Source organism: Salinivibrio sp. IB868 (genome assembly GCF_001995655.1).
In the GTDB taxonomy this organism is placed as follows: Bacteria; Pseudomonadota; Gammaproteobacteria; order Enterobacterales; family Vibrionaceae; genus Salinivibrio; species Salinivibrio siamensis.
The window spans coordinates 211,916-226,910 of record NZ_MUEW01000004.1 but is presented as its reverse complement, the minus strand read 5'-3'; the positions used below and the strand labels follow the sequence as shown (position 1 = coordinate 226,910).

At 50.9% G+C, this 14,995-nt stretch carries 16 protein-coding genes; 13 read left to right on the top strand and 3 right to left on the bottom strand.

Translation table 11 applies throughout. The features are described 5' to 3' along the window. Nucleotides 1–74 precede the first annotated feature (74 nt). From BZG20_RS06525 to BZG20_RS06500, 6 genes are all read left to right on the top strand, one after another. A complete protein-coding gene (locus tag BZG20_RS06525) occupies nucleotides 75–1,673 on the top strand; it encodes a methyl-accepting chemotaxis protein (RefSeq protein WP_158010023.1) in 1,599 nt (532 codons plus the stop codon). 16 nt (nucleotides 1,674–1,689) lie between these two features. Then, nucleotides 1,690–2,436 (top strand): SDR family oxidoreductase, encoded by a 747-nt coding sequence (locus BZG20_RS06520; protein ID WP_046075632.1) that lies wholly within the window; start codon nucleotides 1,690–1,692, stop codon nucleotides 2,434–2,436. 72 nt (nucleotides 2,437–2,508) lie between these two features. Further along, the gene (locus BZG20_RS06515; RefSeq protein WP_077578492.1) at nucleotides 2,509–3,096 is read left to right on the top strand and encodes a VTT domain-containing protein; all 588 of its coding nucleotides are present in this window, start codon (nucleotides 2,509–2,511) and stop codon (nucleotides 3,094–3,096) included. Continuing rightward, on the top strand, nucleotides 3,093–4,205 hold the full coding sequence (locus BZG20_RS06510; RefSeq protein ID WP_077578491.1) for a hypothetical protein: 1,113 nt from the start codon (nucleotides 3,093–3,095) through the stop codon (nucleotides 4,203–4,205). Before BZG20_RS06515 ends, BZG20_RS06510 begins: the two co-directional genes overlap by 4 nt. Nucleotides 4,206–4,274: 69 nt before the next feature. Next, nucleotides 4,275–4,823: a hypothetical protein gene (locus BZG20_RS06505; RefSeq protein WP_077578490.1), complete on the top strand. Its 549-nt coding sequence runs from the start codon at nucleotides 4,275–4,277 to the stop codon at nucleotides 4,821–4,823. Then, nucleotides 4,811–5,593 carry an NRDE family protein gene (locus tag BZG20_RS06500; RefSeq protein WP_077578489.1) on the top strand — a complete coding sequence of 261 codons (783 nt, stop codon included), beginning with the start codon at nucleotides 4,811–4,813 and terminating at the stop codon, nucleotides 5,591–5,593. The genes BZG20_RS06505 and BZG20_RS06500 overlap by 13 nt, the downstream gene beginning before the upstream one ends. Here BZG20_RS06500 and BZG20_RS06495 read toward each other — a convergent pair. Then, nucleotides 5,561–6,070 carry an outer membrane beta-barrel protein gene (locus BZG20_RS06495; protein ID WP_077578488.1) on the bottom strand — a complete coding sequence of 170 codons (510 nt, stop codon included), beginning with the start codon at nucleotides 6,068–6,070 and terminating at the stop codon, nucleotides 5,561–5,563. The genes BZG20_RS06500 and BZG20_RS06495 overlap by 33 nt on opposite strands. A gap of 222 nt (nucleotides 6,071–6,292) precedes the next feature. Between BZG20_RS06495 and BZG20_RS06490 the strand changes: the two genes are divergently transcribed. The 5 genes from BZG20_RS06490 to BZG20_RS06470 all read left to right on the top strand — a co-directional run bounded on the left by BZG20_RS06490 (nucleotide 6,293) and on the right by BZG20_RS06470 (nucleotide 11,527). Beyond that, nucleotides 6,293–6,880 (top strand): nucleoside triphosphate pyrophosphohydrolase family protein, encoded by a 588-nt coding sequence (locus BZG20_RS06490; RefSeq protein WP_046075637.1) that lies wholly within the window; start codon nucleotides 6,293–6,295, stop codon nucleotides 6,878–6,880. A 316-nt stretch (nucleotides 6,881–7,196) separates the two neighbouring features. Beyond that, on the top strand, nucleotides 7,197–7,970 hold the full coding sequence (gene fabI / locus BZG20_RS06485; protein WP_046075638.1) for an enoyl-ACP reductase FabI: 774 nt from the start codon (nucleotides 7,197–7,199) through the stop codon (nucleotides 7,968–7,970). A 56-nt stretch (nucleotides 7,971–8,026) separates the two neighbouring features. Then, a complete protein-coding gene (locus tag BZG20_RS06480; protein WP_046075639.1) occupies nucleotides 8,027–9,445 on the top strand; it encodes a bifunctional enoyl-CoA hydratase/phosphate acetyltransferase in 1,419 nt (472 codons plus the stop codon). A gap of 6 nt (nucleotides 9,446–9,451) precedes the next feature. Beyond that, on the top strand, nucleotides 9,452–10,642 hold the full coding sequence (locus tag BZG20_RS06475; RefSeq protein WP_077578487.1) for an acetate/propionate family kinase: 1,191 nt from the start codon (nucleotides 9,452–9,454) through the stop codon (nucleotides 10,640–10,642). A gap of 195 nt (nucleotides 10,643–10,837) precedes the next feature. Then, nucleotides 10,838–11,527: a hypothetical protein gene (locus tag BZG20_RS06470; RefSeq protein WP_046075641.1), complete on the top strand. Its 690-nt coding sequence runs from the start codon at nucleotides 10,838–10,840 to the stop codon at nucleotides 11,525–11,527. A 32-nt stretch (nucleotides 11,528–11,559) separates the two neighbouring features. Here the strand turns inward: BZG20_RS06470 and BZG20_RS06465 are convergent, their stop codons facing one another. After that, nucleotides 11,560–12,267: an SDR family oxidoreductase gene (locus BZG20_RS06465; RefSeq protein ID WP_077578486.1), complete on the bottom strand. Its 708-nt coding sequence runs from the start codon at nucleotides 12,265–12,267 to the stop codon at nucleotides 11,560–11,562. Between the two features lie 33 nt (nucleotides 12,268–12,300). Continuing rightward, entirely contained in the window at nucleotides 12,301–13,032 is a 732-nt protein-coding gene (gene fabG, locus BZG20_RS06460; protein WP_077578485.1) for a 3-oxoacyl-ACP reductase FabG, read from the bottom strand. A 208-nt stretch (nucleotides 13,033–13,240) separates the two neighbouring features. On the opposite strand from fabG, the gene BZG20_RS06455 reads away from it, so the two are divergent. Further along, nucleotides 13,241–13,585, top strand: a complete 345-nt coding sequence (locus tag BZG20_RS06455) for a hypothetical protein (RefSeq protein WP_046075644.1) — start codon at nucleotides 13,241–13,243, stop codon at nucleotides 13,583–13,585. Between the two features lie 297 nt (nucleotides 13,586–13,882). Beyond that, nucleotides 13,883–14,968 (top strand): 4-hydroxyphenylpyruvate dioxygenase, encoded by a 1,086-nt coding sequence (gene hppD, locus BZG20_RS06450; protein WP_046075645.1) that lies wholly within the window; start codon nucleotides 13,883–13,885, stop codon nucleotides 14,966–14,968. The last annotated feature ends 27 nt before the right edge of the window (nucleotides 14,969–14,995 follow it).

The following is a 14,995-nucleotide window of genomic DNA, read 5'->3' as shown; positions in this document are numbered from 1 at the left end:
TCCTGTGTGTCGTGATACGACCGCATGCCATGACATTGGATAAAATCGGTTCAGTGAGGAACAAAGGTGGCTCGATGACAGGGAACGCAGCGAACAAACAATCATGGATTTGGGTTGTAATAGGCACCACGTTGACACTTTTAGTGTTGGTGAGTTGGCACTTTTTTTCTGAGCAGTTTTATACGGTAGCGGGACTCCTCGCCTGCCAAGCGCTCGTGACCGTGTTGGCGATGAAGGTGTACTCGTCGGCACCCAAGGTGGTACCGGGGCAAAATACCGAGGAAGAAACGCAAACGCTGCCGATGAAAACGGTCGGACGGCTGGCAACGCGCGCTACCATGAATGCCATGAATGCGGCGGAAGTCTCGCATCGCTCGGATATATTAAAAACGCGATTAACCGAACAGTTTTCTTCTGTGGTCGAGGTCACCGAGACCGCGCAGCATATCGAACAGACTTTGTCTCACACCTGCCAAGCGCAGGCGGCGTCTGTTGAGCAAGTAACGCGCATGCGAGATTTGAGCTTGGAGGGGGCCGATAAGCTCACCGCCTCAATCGCGGAAATGCGTGATATTAACCAAAAAACGGCTGAAACAGTGGCACGTATTGAAGCGCTAGACGCTAACGTCAATAAAGTGAGTGATGTTGCACAGGTCATTGATGCGATTGCAGAGCAAACAAACCTATTGGCGTTGAATGCCGCCATTGAAGCGGCACGAGCGGGAGAGCAAGGGCGTGGCTTTGCGGTGGTGGCCGACGAAGTGCGTCAGCTTGCACAGCGTACGTCACAAAGCACCAGTGAAGTCGCGGCGATCATAAAACAAATCATGACAGAGTCGAGTAATGTGATGACCCATATTCAAACGCTGTCATCGGATGTCGAGGCGGGGACGTGGAATGTTGAGAGGGTGGGAGAGATTTTAACCGACCTCTCGTCCAGAGCCGATCAGGTTGAAGCGGCCGTGAGACAAATGGCGGATGGATCGTCACAAAACAGTGCAAGCCTCGAGCAAATTGCTTCAGCATTGACCCAAGTGCGGACTGGACTAGAAGACAGTGATAACCAGGTCATTGCGCTGAGCCAAGAAGCGGAAGGCTTGATGGAGACCACCGAAAAAACCAATGCCGTTTTCGCTGAGCTGTCTGAGGCGAGCCCACATCAACGCTTTTTTAAAGCAGCCAGCTTATGTCGTGATCGTATAGAGGCGGCGTTTGCACAAGCCATTGAGCAGGGTGAGATCAGTAAAAGTGATTTGTTTGATCGCCACTACCAGCCGATCGCGAACACCGATCCTAAAAAATATACCACTCGATTTGATAGCTTGTGTGATCGGATCTTACCGCCTATTCAAGAGCCCATTCTTGAGACAGATGAGAACATTGTTTATGTGATAGCCAATGACAACCATGGCTACGTCCCCACGCATAATCAGCGCTTTTGCCAGCCTCTCACCGGTGATTATGCGCAAGATATCACCGGAAACCGGACTAAACGCTTATTTGATGACCGAACAGGTAGGCGTTGCGGTCAACATACTGATACCATGTTGTTGCAGACCTACAAGCGCGATACCGGTGAGGTAATGCATGATCTTTCTGTTCCTCTTTTTGTTGCAGGTCAACATTGGGGCGCAGTGAGAATGGGGTATTATCCACCGGTATCGGCGGATTAAGCGAAAAGGAGTAGCAATGAATCCAGTTGCGATTGTAACCGGGGCAAGTGGCGGCATTGGCCGTGAGACGGCAAAACTATTGGCACAGCGTGGCTATGCCATTTGCATCAATTATCTTAGCAACAGTGAATCTGCTTTTGCGCTTGTTGATGAGCTTCAAGCGATTGGTGTCAATGCGATTGCGGTTCAGGCGGATGTGTCGAGTGAAGAGGGCGTTAAACGCTTATTCAGCGAAGCAGACAACCGTCTGGGAAATATCACTGCACTGGTGAACAACGCGGGGATCATGTTGCCACAGTCGACGGTGAGCAGTATGGATGCCGATCGGATTAACGCGATGTTCCAAGCGAATGTCACTAGTGCCTTTTTGTGCTGCCGCGAAGCGGTACACCGCATGGCGCAGTCCCGCGGCGGGAACGGTGGCGCGATTGTCAACGTTTCTTCCGCAGCGGTAAAAACCGGGTCGCCCAATGAATATGTTGACTACGCAGCCACCAAAGCAGCGCTTGATACGCTTACCATGGGGTTGGCAAAAGAAGTGGGGCGTGAAGGTATTCGTGTGAATGCAGTGCGGCCAGGACCCATCGATACGGATATGCATGCCGCAGGCGGTGAGCCGGATCGCGTCGCCCGTGTCGCGGATAACATTCCACTGGGTCGCGGTGGCTCTACCCTAGAAGTGGCAGAAATGATTGCTTGGTTATTATCTGATAATGCCTCGTACTCGACAGGAAGCTTATTTGATGTGGCGGGCGGCATGTAGCTTTATTTTTTCATCAATTTGTAAGTAACTTGGGCTTTCTCCTGTCTATGATTAATAAGGAGGAGAAAGCCAATGGTTGAGAGCATGATACCCAGTTTGGCGACCTTACCGTCACTGGGTTTATTTTTTGTCATTATATTTGCCTCGTATGTTTTTGAGGACGGTGCGATTGCGCTAGCCGCTTTTGTAGCGGTTGAGTCGGTCTTGGCGTGGCACACAGCCTTGTTGGCGATTTTCCTGGGCATCGCAAGTGGTGATATTGCCCTTTTTTTACTGGGTCGTTATGCGCGGCGTTATCGCGGTTTACGTGCCCGTTTATTGTTGATGAAAGGGGTGCGAGACGCACGCCACCTTTTACGGCGTCACGCTTTTTTTAATCTTTTCCTTATCCGCTTTATCCCCGGTTTAAGAACAATTACTTATAGCCTCAGCGGTTTTCTCGCGATCCCGCTCAGCACCTTTTTATTATCCGTTGGTATTGCCACCGCCTGCTGGACAGGATTGATTTTTTGGGGCGCATTCACGATTGAGCACAGCGATTGGCTGGCAGAGAAACAACTGACAGGTTGGGCGTTTGCGCTCWCGATTGTCTTGCTGGTGCTGATTAATCGTTTTCTCCGTCGCCGCGCGTTGCCAACACCACCAAAAGGATCGCTATGACAAAGCCTTCGGTGACGCTTGTCGGCCAAGCTGGCATGCCCCACTACCCTGTGTCACGGTCGTTGGGCTGGTTTGAGTTTCTGCCTGCTTGGTGTTTCTACACGCCCGTCGTGGTTCAATCAATCGGGCTTGGCCTCTACTATCGCAGTTTGACGTTGCCGTTGATTGCTAACCCGGGGATCCGTCTCTCAGGGATGGTCGGTGAGGCGAAATCAGAGGTGTTTGCCCAAGCGGGCGACACGGCGCAACGATACATCGCTGCCTATTGGCGATGGACGCGGCCCAATGCAATCACCCCCAGCATTAAAAAAACGCTACTTGCCGAACTTGCGAAGGCAGGTATCGCTATGCCGCTGGTGGCTAAGCCGGACAAAGGCTGTCGAGGGGCTGGCGTTCAGCGCATCGATACGGAAAAAAAGCTCTTTGCTTATATCAGCACATTTCCTCCCGACAGAGACATTATTTTCCAAGCATTGGCACCTTACGACGCGGAAGCGGGGGTTTTCTATATTCGCTATCCCGGCGAGGAAAGTGGGCACATATTCTCCCTCGGGTTGAAATATTTGCCCGCCGTGATCGGTGATGGCAAGCATACCTTAGCCGCGCTTATCCAGCACCATGATGCCGCCTCTGTGCGCGGACACCTTTATCATCAGCGCCACCATCATCAGCTTGATGACGTAATACCAGCGGGCGTACGTATTCCGTTAGCCTTCTCGGGTAGCCACTGCCGCGGTGCCATCTTTAAAGATGGGGCGGCTTGGGTGACGCCAGCATTGACGGCAAAAATGGATACGATCGCGAAAGACATTGATGGTTTTTACTTCGGTCGCTTTGACATCAAGTTTCGCGATATGGCGTCGTTAAAGAAAGGAGAGGCGCTTTGTATTGTTGAGATCAACGGCGCGAGTAGTGAGCCGGCGCATATTTGGGACAGTGAGGGGAGTTATTTCCAAGCCATCAGCGCACTATTGCATCAATATCGGCATTTGTACCATATTGGTGCGCGCTTGCGATTGCAGGGACACAAACCACCCTCTTTGTTTGCTTTGCTCCGCGCATGGTACCAAGAAAGGCGCTGGATGAAGCAATACCCAGAAACGGACTAAAGCGGCATGACATCTGCTTGAATGAAGATGATGGCGCCAAATTGCCGCAACATGTACTAAGGTGAGGGTATGCATTCGAGTCTAACCAAAGCAGATAGTGCGATTATTAGTGGTAACCTGGATGTGGCTTATCAGGCACAGCAGCTACTGACGAGTGTTACGAACGCGGCTTATGGTCGTATGCGGGCCGATGGATTTACCAGCACCATTGGCCAACATATGCGTCATGCGCTCGATATGTATTGGGCCTTACACGAAGGAGAGGGTAGTGGCGTGATGAATGCAGATGGACGCCGGCGAGGCCATCGCGTAGAAACCGATAGATCTCTTGCCCAAGCTGAGTGGCAGGCCATAGCCAGCTGGTTACATACGCTATCTAGTCAACAACTCAAGCAGTCGATACAAGTGTCGACACAGGTCACCTTGTATGCCTCCAATACAGTGACTACCCCCTCAACCATAATGCGTGAATTGATTGCCGTGGCCAGTCATGCCACTCACCACTTTGCTATGATGCGCACAGCCGCATACGATCTGGGGGAAGTGTTGGATAAAGAGATCGGCATCGCTGCAGCGACGGCAAGTTATCAGCGAGAGCAGCACCCATGTGCACGCTGACATGGTTGACCTCAGAGCAAGGGTTTGAACTGTGTTTTAACCGTGATGAGGCACGAGGTAGAAGCCGTGCAATACCGCCGAAAGTCTATCAAATAGCGGGAACACGCGTACTTATGCCGATTGATCCTGATGGGATGGGCACTTGGATAGCGGCGAATGAACATGGGCTATTGGTCTGTTTGTTAAATGATTATCAAGGTCAACCGTCTGTTGTGCCCAAGCGTAGTCGGGGCCAGCTGGTGAAATCCGTGGCGAGGGCAAGCGATCTGTCTCAGGTGGCGGCCATGGTGGCAGAGCATGAAATGACGGATTTTGCGCCTTTTACCTTGTTGGTCTTTAGCCCGATGAATACCGATAAGACCCAACACGCGGCGTGTTCACCGGTGGCTTGGCAGTGGAATGGACGCACGTTGCAAGGTATCGACTGTGTGCCACCTGTTGTCTCCTCTGCGGTGGTAGCAGATGAGGTACGTCGCACGCGCTCAGCGCTCCTCGCCGCAAAATTGCGTGATTCATCTTCTTCCGCCCATGCGCTACTCGATTATCATCGAAGCCACGAGCCAGTATTGGGGAGTTTATCTGTGTGTATGCACCGAGAAGACGCCAGTACAGTGAGTTTGACACATATCTGCGTGAACGCGGATACCGCAAGTATGTATTACTACGATGGTGCCCCGTGTCGGGTCAGCAGGCCATTAGTGGCCCACTTACCCCTCGAGGTTGATCCTACTATGCCACTAAAAGCCAATACTGGTTCCGACGTTTACTGAGCTGGTTTCCGCGGTGCCTCTATCGGCATAAGTGAACTCAAACGCCATTTTGGGGCCGACGGTAGGCTGTAGTTCAAAGCCCACGGTGCCTGTTGCGCCCCAGCCAATATCTTTATCTGAACCGAACTTTGTTTGATAATAATTACCACCACCGCGCAAATAAACATTGCCCATGCTCATGGGGACATTGATCTGCACTCCCACCGGAATATAGCTTGAGGTGAGTGTTGTTTCTGTACCGTTACTATTGTCGAAATCGGCACTGGTTTGGCCGTAGCCGCTGTAAAGGCTTGTGTAATCGGTGACACGTAAGGTGCCGTTAATTTCCCAAGTGTGGCCTGTTTCTGTTTGTGTGCCGTACCTGACATCTGTGATACCGGCACTTGCGCCAATACTGAGCGGGGAGGTTTGCGCTTGTGCGGTTGTGGCCAACAACATACCAGCACACAGTGTGGCGAGCGATAAACATTTGGTCATAGTAACTATCCTTTGGGCCGAGCGTGCAAATGACGTCATAGATTCAGTATAAGGTGTTAGCGGCGAGCGTACACCAAGCTTGAGTGATATTTGTGCTTTAACGCTGTCTGGTGACAAAGAATCATCATGATCGATTTTAAGTCTAAGTGAGCAGTGCTATTGTAATGCCCCTTGTATGTCAGCATGAACGCATGCGTGTTTGTTTCTCAAAGGGCCCTATAAATGAAATTTGCTGTTCTCGATCAAGCGATCTACGACCACCTTTACCGTGACATTGAAGCCTTCCGCACCACCTTTGATTTGCCCTGCAATGATCCTGACTCTCTCGATGACAAAGCCGATGATCTGCACACGGCGTTGGCGGTCGAGGAAATGACAGAACTTGCGGAAGCCGACTCGCTGGTTGAGCAAGTGGACGCTATTGTTGATAGTGTCTACGTGCTGATGGGGCGTGCTGTTCAAATGGGCGCGCGTGGGTATCGAGAACAACTCGAAGTGAGCTACATGGTTGATATCTTGCTTCAAATCGCCTCGCGCCTAGGTGTTGATTTTGTGACCTGTTGGGATGAGGTGCATAGCAGCAATATGAGTAAAGTCTGTCGCAATCAACAAGAGTTTGCCGACACCCAAGCGTTTTACGCGCAAAAAGGCATTGATGTTGTCGCCAGTCCCAAAGAAGATGGCATCATTGCCAAATGTGCCGCCGATGTCAGTGTCGACGGCAAGCTTATCCGTGAAGGCAAGGTGATGAAATCGGTTTACTACCGCCCCGCTGACCTTGCCAAGTGTGTGATGGCCGAGCTGGCGTAATCCCACGCTTCTCGCCTGCCCAAAACGCCACCGTGATCAGCGGTGGCGTTTTTGGTTCGTGAGAAGGAATACCGGTTAGAGTGAAAGCTCTCATCGCGGTGGCCCGAGGCGAGGCTGTCATCAAAAATTGTCACAATTGTCTTTTTATCTAGCACGTCACTCGGCCTTTTTTCTTCTATACTTTTGCACTTAACGCTGATTTAAGTCTACGTTAAGGGTTTGCGGTTGCCCTAAAGTGGATGATGTCTTTTTTAGTGTAATCACTCAGCCTTCTGAGCGATTAACACTTTCGCTATCCAATTTAAGGGAGAGTATTGTGGAACATCCTTTTTCACTTGCAGGTAAAGTCGGTATTGTCGCCGGACTGGCCAATGAAAACAGCATTGCGTTTGGGTGTGCTCAAGCGCTAAGCCAAGCGGGTGCCGATGTGCTGGTCACCTATGGCACACCTAAGGCAGAGCGGTTTGTGACCCCGCTCAAAGCGTCCATGGGCGATCCAGAACTCATGCTGTGTGATGTACAGGACGATCAACAACTCGACGCACTATTCGCTCGCGCCAAGGAGAAATGGGGACGAGTCGATTTTGTTGTGCATTCCATTGCCTTCGCGCCTTTGGAAGATTTACACGGTCGCGTGGTCGATTGCTCGCGCGAGGGGTTCTCGCTGGCGATGGATATCTCTTGTCACTCGTTTATCCGCATGGCGAAACGCGCAGAGCCACTGATGTCTGATGGCGGCACGCTGTTTAACATGTCCTACTATGGGGCGGAGAAAGCCGTCGATAATTATAATCTAATGGGGCCTGTTAAAGCGGCGCTTGAGTCGACCACCCGTTACTTGGCAGCAGAATTAGGACCAAAAGGGATCCGGGTGCATGCTATTTCCCCCGGCCCGATCAGAACGCGTGCTGCGTCGGGGTTAAAAGAATTTGAAGCCTTGGCCGTGGATGGAGAAACGCGCTCGCCCCTTCGACGTTTGGCAACAGTGCAAGATGTTGGTCATGCCGTGGTTTACCTTAGCGCCGATGCTGGGCAAGTGTTGACGGGACTCACCCACTACGTTGATGCCGGTCATCACCTTAGGTTTTAAGCGCAACGAGGCTAACACATACTTTTTTGACTTGATCGATTATTGAGGAGCCCACCATGTCAGGGACGAATAACGAGGAAGTCATCGAGAATAAGACGTACGATGAGATTTCATTAGGCGATGAAGCGTTTTTAGAAAAGCGCCTCACCATGGAGGACATTAAGCTTTTTGCGATTATGTCGGGGGATGTCAATCCTGCCCATGTGGATGATGACTTTGCCAAAAGCAGTCGCTTTCAGGAAGTGATTGCGCACGGTATGTGGGGCGGAGCATTGATTTCTACCGTATTGGGGACAAAGCTGCCCGGTCCTGGCACTGTCTACCTCGGACAAACACTCGCGTTCAAAGCCCCCGTCATGCTAGGCGATGTGCTGCGCGTCGCTGTTCGTGTCGATAAAATGGACGAAAAGCGTCACCACATTGTGTTTGCTTGCCGGTGTGAAAACCAACGCGGTGATACTGTGATTGAAGGGGAAGCACGCGTACTGGCGCCCACTAAAAAAGTTCGACGTCAACGCACGGTATTACCAGAAGTGCGCTTATCTGAGCGCGGGCAGTTGCATGCGATTTTAACCGCGGCCGATCACCCTGATCCCATGCATACCGCGGTGGTGCACCCCGTTGACGACAGCTCGATCCGCGGCGCGGTGGAGTCGGCGAAGCAACAGCTCATTATTCCTACCCTCGTCGGTCCTCGTGACAAAATAATGGCGGCGGCGGATAAAGCTGAACTGGATATCCGCGACTTTGACATTGTTGATGTACCCCATAGTCACGCGGCGGCGGAAAAAGCGGTGGCTATGGCACGTGCGGGGGAGATAGAGGCGCTGATGAAAGGCGCACTGCATACCGACGAATTGCTACATGAAGTGGTTAAACGGGAAGGAGGGTTGAGAACTGAACGTTGCCTCAGTCATGTGATGGCCTTTGATGTGCCGACCTATCCGCGCCCGCTATTTATTACTGATGCCGCCATTAATATCTATCCAGGGTTGGCTCAAAAGCGCGATATTATTCAAAATGCCATCGAACTGGCTCATGCGATTGGCAACAGTCATCCACGGGTGGCGATTTTGTCGGCCGTGGAAACCATTAACCCTAAATTGAATGCGACGCTTGATGCCGCGGCACTGTGTAAAATGGCGGAGCGTGGTCAAATAACGGGCGGTATCTTAGATGGACCGCTGGCGTTTGACAGTGCCGTCTCCGAAGACTCTCGCGTGACCAAAGGGATTAACTCCCCGGTTGCAGGGTGTGCGGATATCCTGGTGGCCCCTGATCTTGAGGCTGCCAATATGCTGATGAAACAGCTGAGCTACCTCGCAGATGCCACCGGCGCGGGTGTGGTGGTGGGGGCGCGTGTGCCCATTATGCTGACCAGCCGTGCCGATGATGCATTGACCCGCATTGCATCGAGTGCGCTGGCGTTGTTGCTTGCGGAGCATCAACGTAAAGCACTGGATAAGTATAAGTAGGCGACAATGGCGAACATACTGGTCATTAACAGCGGCTCGTCGAGTTTGAAATTCGCGCTGTTTGACGTCAATGCGGATCCGGTTGAGGAAACGCGTTGGCAGGGTGTTAATCGGTTAATGGGTGGACAATTTTCCGGTTTGGGGACCCAAGGTTACGCGGTGTCCGTTGATAGCGGCGCGGATGGGCTTTCTATCCCGCCCGCCAACGCAGCGGATCACCATGCCGCGATTGTTTCGCTATTGGCGTGGCTCGAACCGCGAGGCTTTCTTGATAATCTGATTGCTGTCGGTCACCGCGTGGTTCATGGTGGTACGCACTTTCAGCAAGCAACGTCTCTTGATGCGCGCAGCGTCAAGCTGTTGGAGGCATTAACCTCGCTAGCGCCGCTTCATCAGCCTTATAGCCTTGCCCCGATTAAAGCACTTCAGACCCGATTACCCAACATGCGCCAAATTGCCTGTTTTGATACCGCCTTTCATGCCCAGCAGCCCAAGGAGGCGCGCCAGTTTGCGCTTCCTTACGCAATGTATGACAGGGGCTTTCAACGTTATGGCTTTCATGGCTTGTCTTACGACTTTATCTCGCGTTGCTTACCCGAGGTGATCCCGGATTTTGATTGCGACGCCAAAGTGATTGTTGCGCATCTTGGTAATGGCGCGAGTTTGTGTGCTATCCAATCACGACAAAGTGTGGCTTCCACCATGGGCTTTACCGCGCTTGAGGGGTTACCAATGGGAACGCGAAGTGGCGCCATTGATGCGGGATTGGTGCTGCATCTGATCACCGAAGAAGGCATGACTGCAGACAACGTCAGCACGCTCTTATATAAAGAGTCTGGGCTGTTAGGTTTATCGGGTATCAGCAGTGATATGCGCACCTTATTACGCAGCGATAAACCAAGAGCTAAGCAGGCGATAGCGCACTATTGTTATCGGATTGCGCGAGAAATCGGCAGCCTCTGTGCGGCAATGGGCGGTGTCGAACATCTGGTGTTCACCGCTGGGATTGGCGAGCATGCTGCACCTGTACGCGAGCGTGTGGTGGCACAGTGTGATTGGCTAGGTATGCGCTTGGACGCCGCGGCCAATCAAGCCAATCAAACGTGTATATCTGCACCGGACAGTAAGATTGGCGTGTGGGTTATCCCCACTGATGAAGAGCGTGTTATTGCCGCTGATTGTGTCGCGATGCTGTGATGACGATCGTTTCTTGGCGTTGCCTGCCGCCAATGGGGGACATATTGGCTCAAAAAGGTTCAAGGTGGATTGATGATTGCAGCGCCAGTTATACGCTAAAAGTGTGATATTCCATACAAGATTTTTTCTAAGAGTGCACCGAGCGGGCGTAAATCGTTATGCTAGCGCCGAGTTAGAGGATGCAAGGATGTTGTTATGATGCGCTGGGTATGGGTGAGCGTATTATTGCTTAGCCTCACAGGGTGTGCGCAGAAGCTTGGTCGGCCATTTGATATTAAAAATCTCGCCAAGTCAGACATGGATTTAATTACCGATATTCACATCGCTGAGATTCGTGATCTTAGCGAAGCCCTCATCGTGAAACTGTACAAGCGTAACCCGCGCGAGCTCAAAAAAGTGCCCGGCATGACGATTGAAAAACGCGTGGCGCAGTTGATGACGGCAGAACGCCCCGACAATGGCTTTCGAGAGCTGGGAGGAATGGATGGCATCGCGCTGCTGCCTTTAGCCTTTTCAAGTGAATTTGAGGGCGACCGCGTGTTTGCGCTCATGGCGGGTGTTACCGGCATGATCAGTGCGAGCTATAATCATCAACTTGAGTTTTTTTTGCTCGATGATATTGACCAACAAAAACTCTATAACAGTGCTCGAAACCTAGAAAAAATTGCCTGGCTTTTAAACAATCAAAAGGACGAACACGGTCAACTGCTGTTGCTGAGTAATGGAATGGGCAAAAATGGTGTGCCCAATTATAGTTACGAGCGTTTGTTGGGCCAGATGATTATTATTCAAGACATGATGGCCATTATGGTGGCGGACAGTACTAACCGTAATATTAATCAGGTGGTACACAGCATGGCGTCGATGACATTCTTCCCTATCTAATTAACGAGGCGGCGCAATCACCGCCTCGCTCCTTACCAACCAATTTCTTGGCCTTGATAATCAATAAAGTTGCCGTTTTGACTGTCCGTTAGGGTATCGAGCACATGCTTCAACCCTTGGGCCGATGTGGCAGTATTGATAAGGGCATTGGGTCCACCCATTTGCGTTTGTACCCAACCGGGGTGGAGAGCAATCGAACGAATGCCTTTACTTCGCAGGTCAATAGATAGACTTTTGATCACCGCGTTGAGCGCGGCTTTTGAACTTCGATAAATATACCCACCGCCTGATTGGTTATCACTCATGCTCCCGACTTTTGAGGATAGGAAAGCGAAAATGGGTGTATGGCCACTTTGGCTTGCCTTTTCAAGATGCGGGGTGAAATGTTCAGCGATAACCAGGGGAGCGATGGTATTGACTTCCAGCACCTCGCGCCAGGCCGCTGTATCCACGTCACCGAATTGATACCCTTTGGGGCCATATAGACCTGCATTGTTGATCAGTAAATGGATAGGCGTGTCGATAAGCTGTAATGCAAGTTGCTGTATTACCGTATGATCCGTGACATCTAATCCGTAGGTGGTGAGCGTTGAGTAACGGTTTTTTAGTGTCATCAAGTGAGGCGCAGAGCCGGGGAAGCGGCAGCAGGCAATCACCTGCCAACCGTGCTCGAGATACAGCTCAGTGAGCGCCAGGCCAATCCCACGGTTCGCGCCTGTGATAAGAAGTGTTGGAGTCATTGTTGCCTCATAATGGCCGGAAGTGTCCTTCCATTATATGACTAACCCTCCATCGACTTTAAGCGTTTGACCTGTGATAAAGCTCGCGTTATCGCTGGCAAGAAAACTAATCGCGTTGGCGATATCCTGCGCGGTACCCATGCGGCCCAAGGGTGTTTTCCCTTTCATCATCTCAATGACTTTATCGGGTAAATTTTCCGTCATGGGCGTTTCAATAAAACCGGGAGCGACACAATTGGCGCGTATTTGCGCACCGTGACGAGCGAGTTCTTTTGACCAAGTCTTTGTCATTGCAATCACGCCACCTTTTGAGGCGGCATAGTTGGTTTGACCAATATTGCCGTCGGTGCCGACGACCGAAGACAAGCTCACAATCGCGCCTTTCTCTTGCGCCATCATCAGTGGCGCGATGGCTTGTGTCATGGTAAAGACGCCCTTTAGATTGACGTCAATGACCGCGTCCCAGTCACTTTCGCTCATTTTGGTCAGCAGGTTGTCACGAGTGATGCCAGCATTGTTCACCAGCACATCGATAACTGCGTGTTGTTGGTGCAAGCTCTGCACCCAATTCGCGACAGCCTCTTGATCGCAGACATCCAGCGCAACGGGAACGATAACCCGATGTGCTTGCCAGTCTTGCATGTTGTCAATATTCCTATCTAATGCATAAATCTTGGTAGCGCCTTGTTCGACAAAGGTTTCAACGATGGCGCGGCCGATCCCTTGTGCGGCACCTGTAATGACACAGTGTTTACCGGTCAGCATGGTGTTTCTCCTCATTATATTCATCGTGCTTTTCTTGGGCGTTGGGTCACCTAAGCCCCTGCTTCTACGTTGGTATCTCGCGGCCAACGTCAGATAACGTGCAACAACTAGGCCAGTGGTGACATCCTCTATAGTAAATTGAGATATCAATTTGTGGGCGTATGGGCTAAAATTTAATCAAGTTGTCACCTTGTTCGAGAGAGGACCTATGCCGACGTCAATCAATTCGCAACCTTTAGCGCAGCAATACATGCAGCGTCAGCGCGATCGTCAAGATGATCAGGTCAATGGCGGTCTCAATAACTCGATGAGCGTGCAAGAGCGTGCCGAGCTGATCCGTAAAGAGCGAGAAGAGCAAAAAGAAGCCGCAGCATCGGGCGAGCAGCGTGAGGATAAGCGTGATTATCAAGCCCTCATTGATCGTGTGGCGGAACAAGAAGCGCAGAAAACGCGAGCGGATGCCTACAACCAACAGCAACAAGCGCTGATGGATCAGGTGCAAAAAACCATCACACCCAACGGCCAGCAAAACAGTTACAGCCTCAAGGTTTAATACGCCCACCCGCCTGCTTTTTGGTCGCCGCCTTTGGGCGGCGTTTGTGTTTTTGCTGTATGGTTTTCATCTCGCGTTGCAAAAATGTAAAATGTAATGGCGTTTTGGTTGCTATTCTTTACACTTGTTATTGGCTTAAACCCTTAAAAAAACGCGGTTAGCGACGCTTTCCTCTCACTGTTCAGCATAAGTGACACTATTGGTTAACATTTGATTAACCAGCTGTCCGCTTGTCTTCTCTAGTCCCAGTCACCGTCTAATGCTATCTCTAATGTTACACACAAGGAGGAAGCGATTATGACGTCAACCATGCAAGCACCTGTCAAAACGATTAATCCATTGGGCACAGATGGGTTTGAGTTCGTTGAATACACAGCGCCCGATCAAGCGGGTATCGATGCACTTAAGAATTTGTTCTCGTTGATGGGTTTTGCGGAAATTGCCAAACACAAGCACAAAGACGTTTGGCTGTATCGTCAGGGAGACACCAACTTTATCGTAAACGGTGAGCCCGAATCACAAGCGCAAGGCTTTGCTAAGCAGCACGGTGCGAGTGTCAACGCCATGGCGTTTCGAGTGAAAGATGCGGTACACGCGATTGCGTATGCGGCCAAACAAGGCGCCAAAGTGGTTGAGCCAAACATTGGTCCAATGGAGCTCAGCATTCCTGCGGTATACGGCATTGGTGATTCATTGCTTTACTTTGTCGACCGCTATGGTGACCAAAGTATTTATGAAGTCGATTTTGACTTTTATCCAGACTGGCAATCGCGCCTGAAAGAAGCGGATGCAGGATTGAAAGTTATCGATCACCTGACCCACAACGTCGATATTGGCAACATGGATGTATGGGCTGACTTTTACGAGCGTATTGCCAACTTCAAAGAGATCCGATTTTTTGACATTGAAGGCAAAAAGACCGGGCTGAAGTCGCGAGCGCTGACCGCACCTTGCGGAAAAATCCGTATTCCTATCAATGAGTCAAGTGATGACAAGTCACAGATTGCAGAATATTTGAAAGAGTATAACGGTGAGGGGATCCAGCATATCGCCATGACCACCGACAACATCTACCAAACGGTGCGGACGTTACGCCAACGAGGCATGGCGTTCATGGATACGCCGGACACCTACTATGAGAAAATCAACGAGCGTGTCAATGGCCATGAAGAAAGCATCGATGAGTTGCGTGATACCCGTGTATTGATTGATGGTGACGTCGACAGCGGTATCTTACTGCAAATCTTTACCAATACTGTTATTGGACCGGTTTTCTTCGAAATCATCCAACGTAAGGGTAACCAAGGCTTTGGCGAAGGTAATTTTAAAGCCTTGTTCGAGTCTATCGAGCTGGATCAAATGCGTCGTGGTGTATTGGACTAACCGAAACGGTACATAACAAACTCGCTT

What these genes read in the sequence shown, in the direction of transcription:
- BZG20_RS06525 (WP_158010023.1), top strand. Translation starts at nt 75, where the DNA reads ATGACAGGGAACGCAGCGAACAAACAATCATGGATTTGGGTTGTAATA.
- BZG20_RS06520 (WP_046075632.1), top strand. Translation starts at nt 1,690, where the DNA reads ATGAATCCAGTTGCGATTGTAACCGGGGCAAGTGGCGGCATTGGCCGT.
- BZG20_RS06510 (WP_077578491.1), top strand. Translation starts at nt 3,093, where the DNA reads ATGACAAAGCCTTCGGTGACGCTTGTCGGCCAAGCTGGCATGCCCCAC.
- BZG20_RS06505 (WP_077578490.1), top strand. Translation starts at nt 4,275, where the DNA reads ATGCATTCGAGTCTAACCAAAGCAGATAGTGCGATTATTAGTGGTAAC.
- BZG20_RS06500 (WP_077578489.1), top strand. Translation starts at nt 4,811, where the DNA reads ATGTGCACGCTGACATGGTTGACCTCAGAGCAAGGGTTTGAACTGTGT.
- BZG20_RS06495 (WP_077578488.1), bottom strand. Translation starts at nt 6,070, where the DNA reads ATGACCAAATGTTTATCGCTCGCCACACTGTGTGCTGGTATGTTGTTG.
- BZG20_RS06490 (WP_046075637.1), top strand. Translation starts at nt 6,293, where the DNA reads ATGAAATTTGCTGTTCTCGATCAAGCGATCTACGACCACCTTTACCGT.
- BZG20_RS06480 (WP_046075639.1), top strand. Translation starts at nt 8,027, where the DNA reads ATGTCAGGGACGAATAACGAGGAAGTCATCGAGAATAAGACGTACGAT.
- BZG20_RS06475 (WP_077578487.1), top strand. Translation starts at nt 9,452, where the DNA reads ATGGCGAACATACTGGTCATTAACAGCGGCTCGTCGAGTTTGAAATTC.
- BZG20_RS06470 (WP_046075641.1), top strand. Translation starts at nt 10,838, where the DNA reads ATGATGCGCTGGGTATGGGTGAGCGTATTATTGCTTAGCCTCACAGGG.
- BZG20_RS06465 (WP_077578486.1), bottom strand. Translation starts at nt 12,267, where the DNA reads ATGACTCCAACACTTCTTATCACAGGCGCGAACCGTGGGATTGGCCTG.
- fabG (WP_077578485.1), bottom strand. Translation starts at nt 13,032, where the DNA reads ATGCTGACCGGTAAACACTGTGTCATTACAGGTGCCGCACAAGGGATC.
- BZG20_RS06455 (WP_046075644.1), top strand. Translation starts at nt 13,241, where the DNA reads ATGCCGACGTCAATCAATTCGCAACCTTTAGCGCAGCAATACATGCAG.
- hppD (WP_046075645.1), top strand. Translation starts at nt 13,883, where the DNA reads ATGACGTCAACCATGCAAGCACCTGTCAAAACGATTAATCCATTGGGC.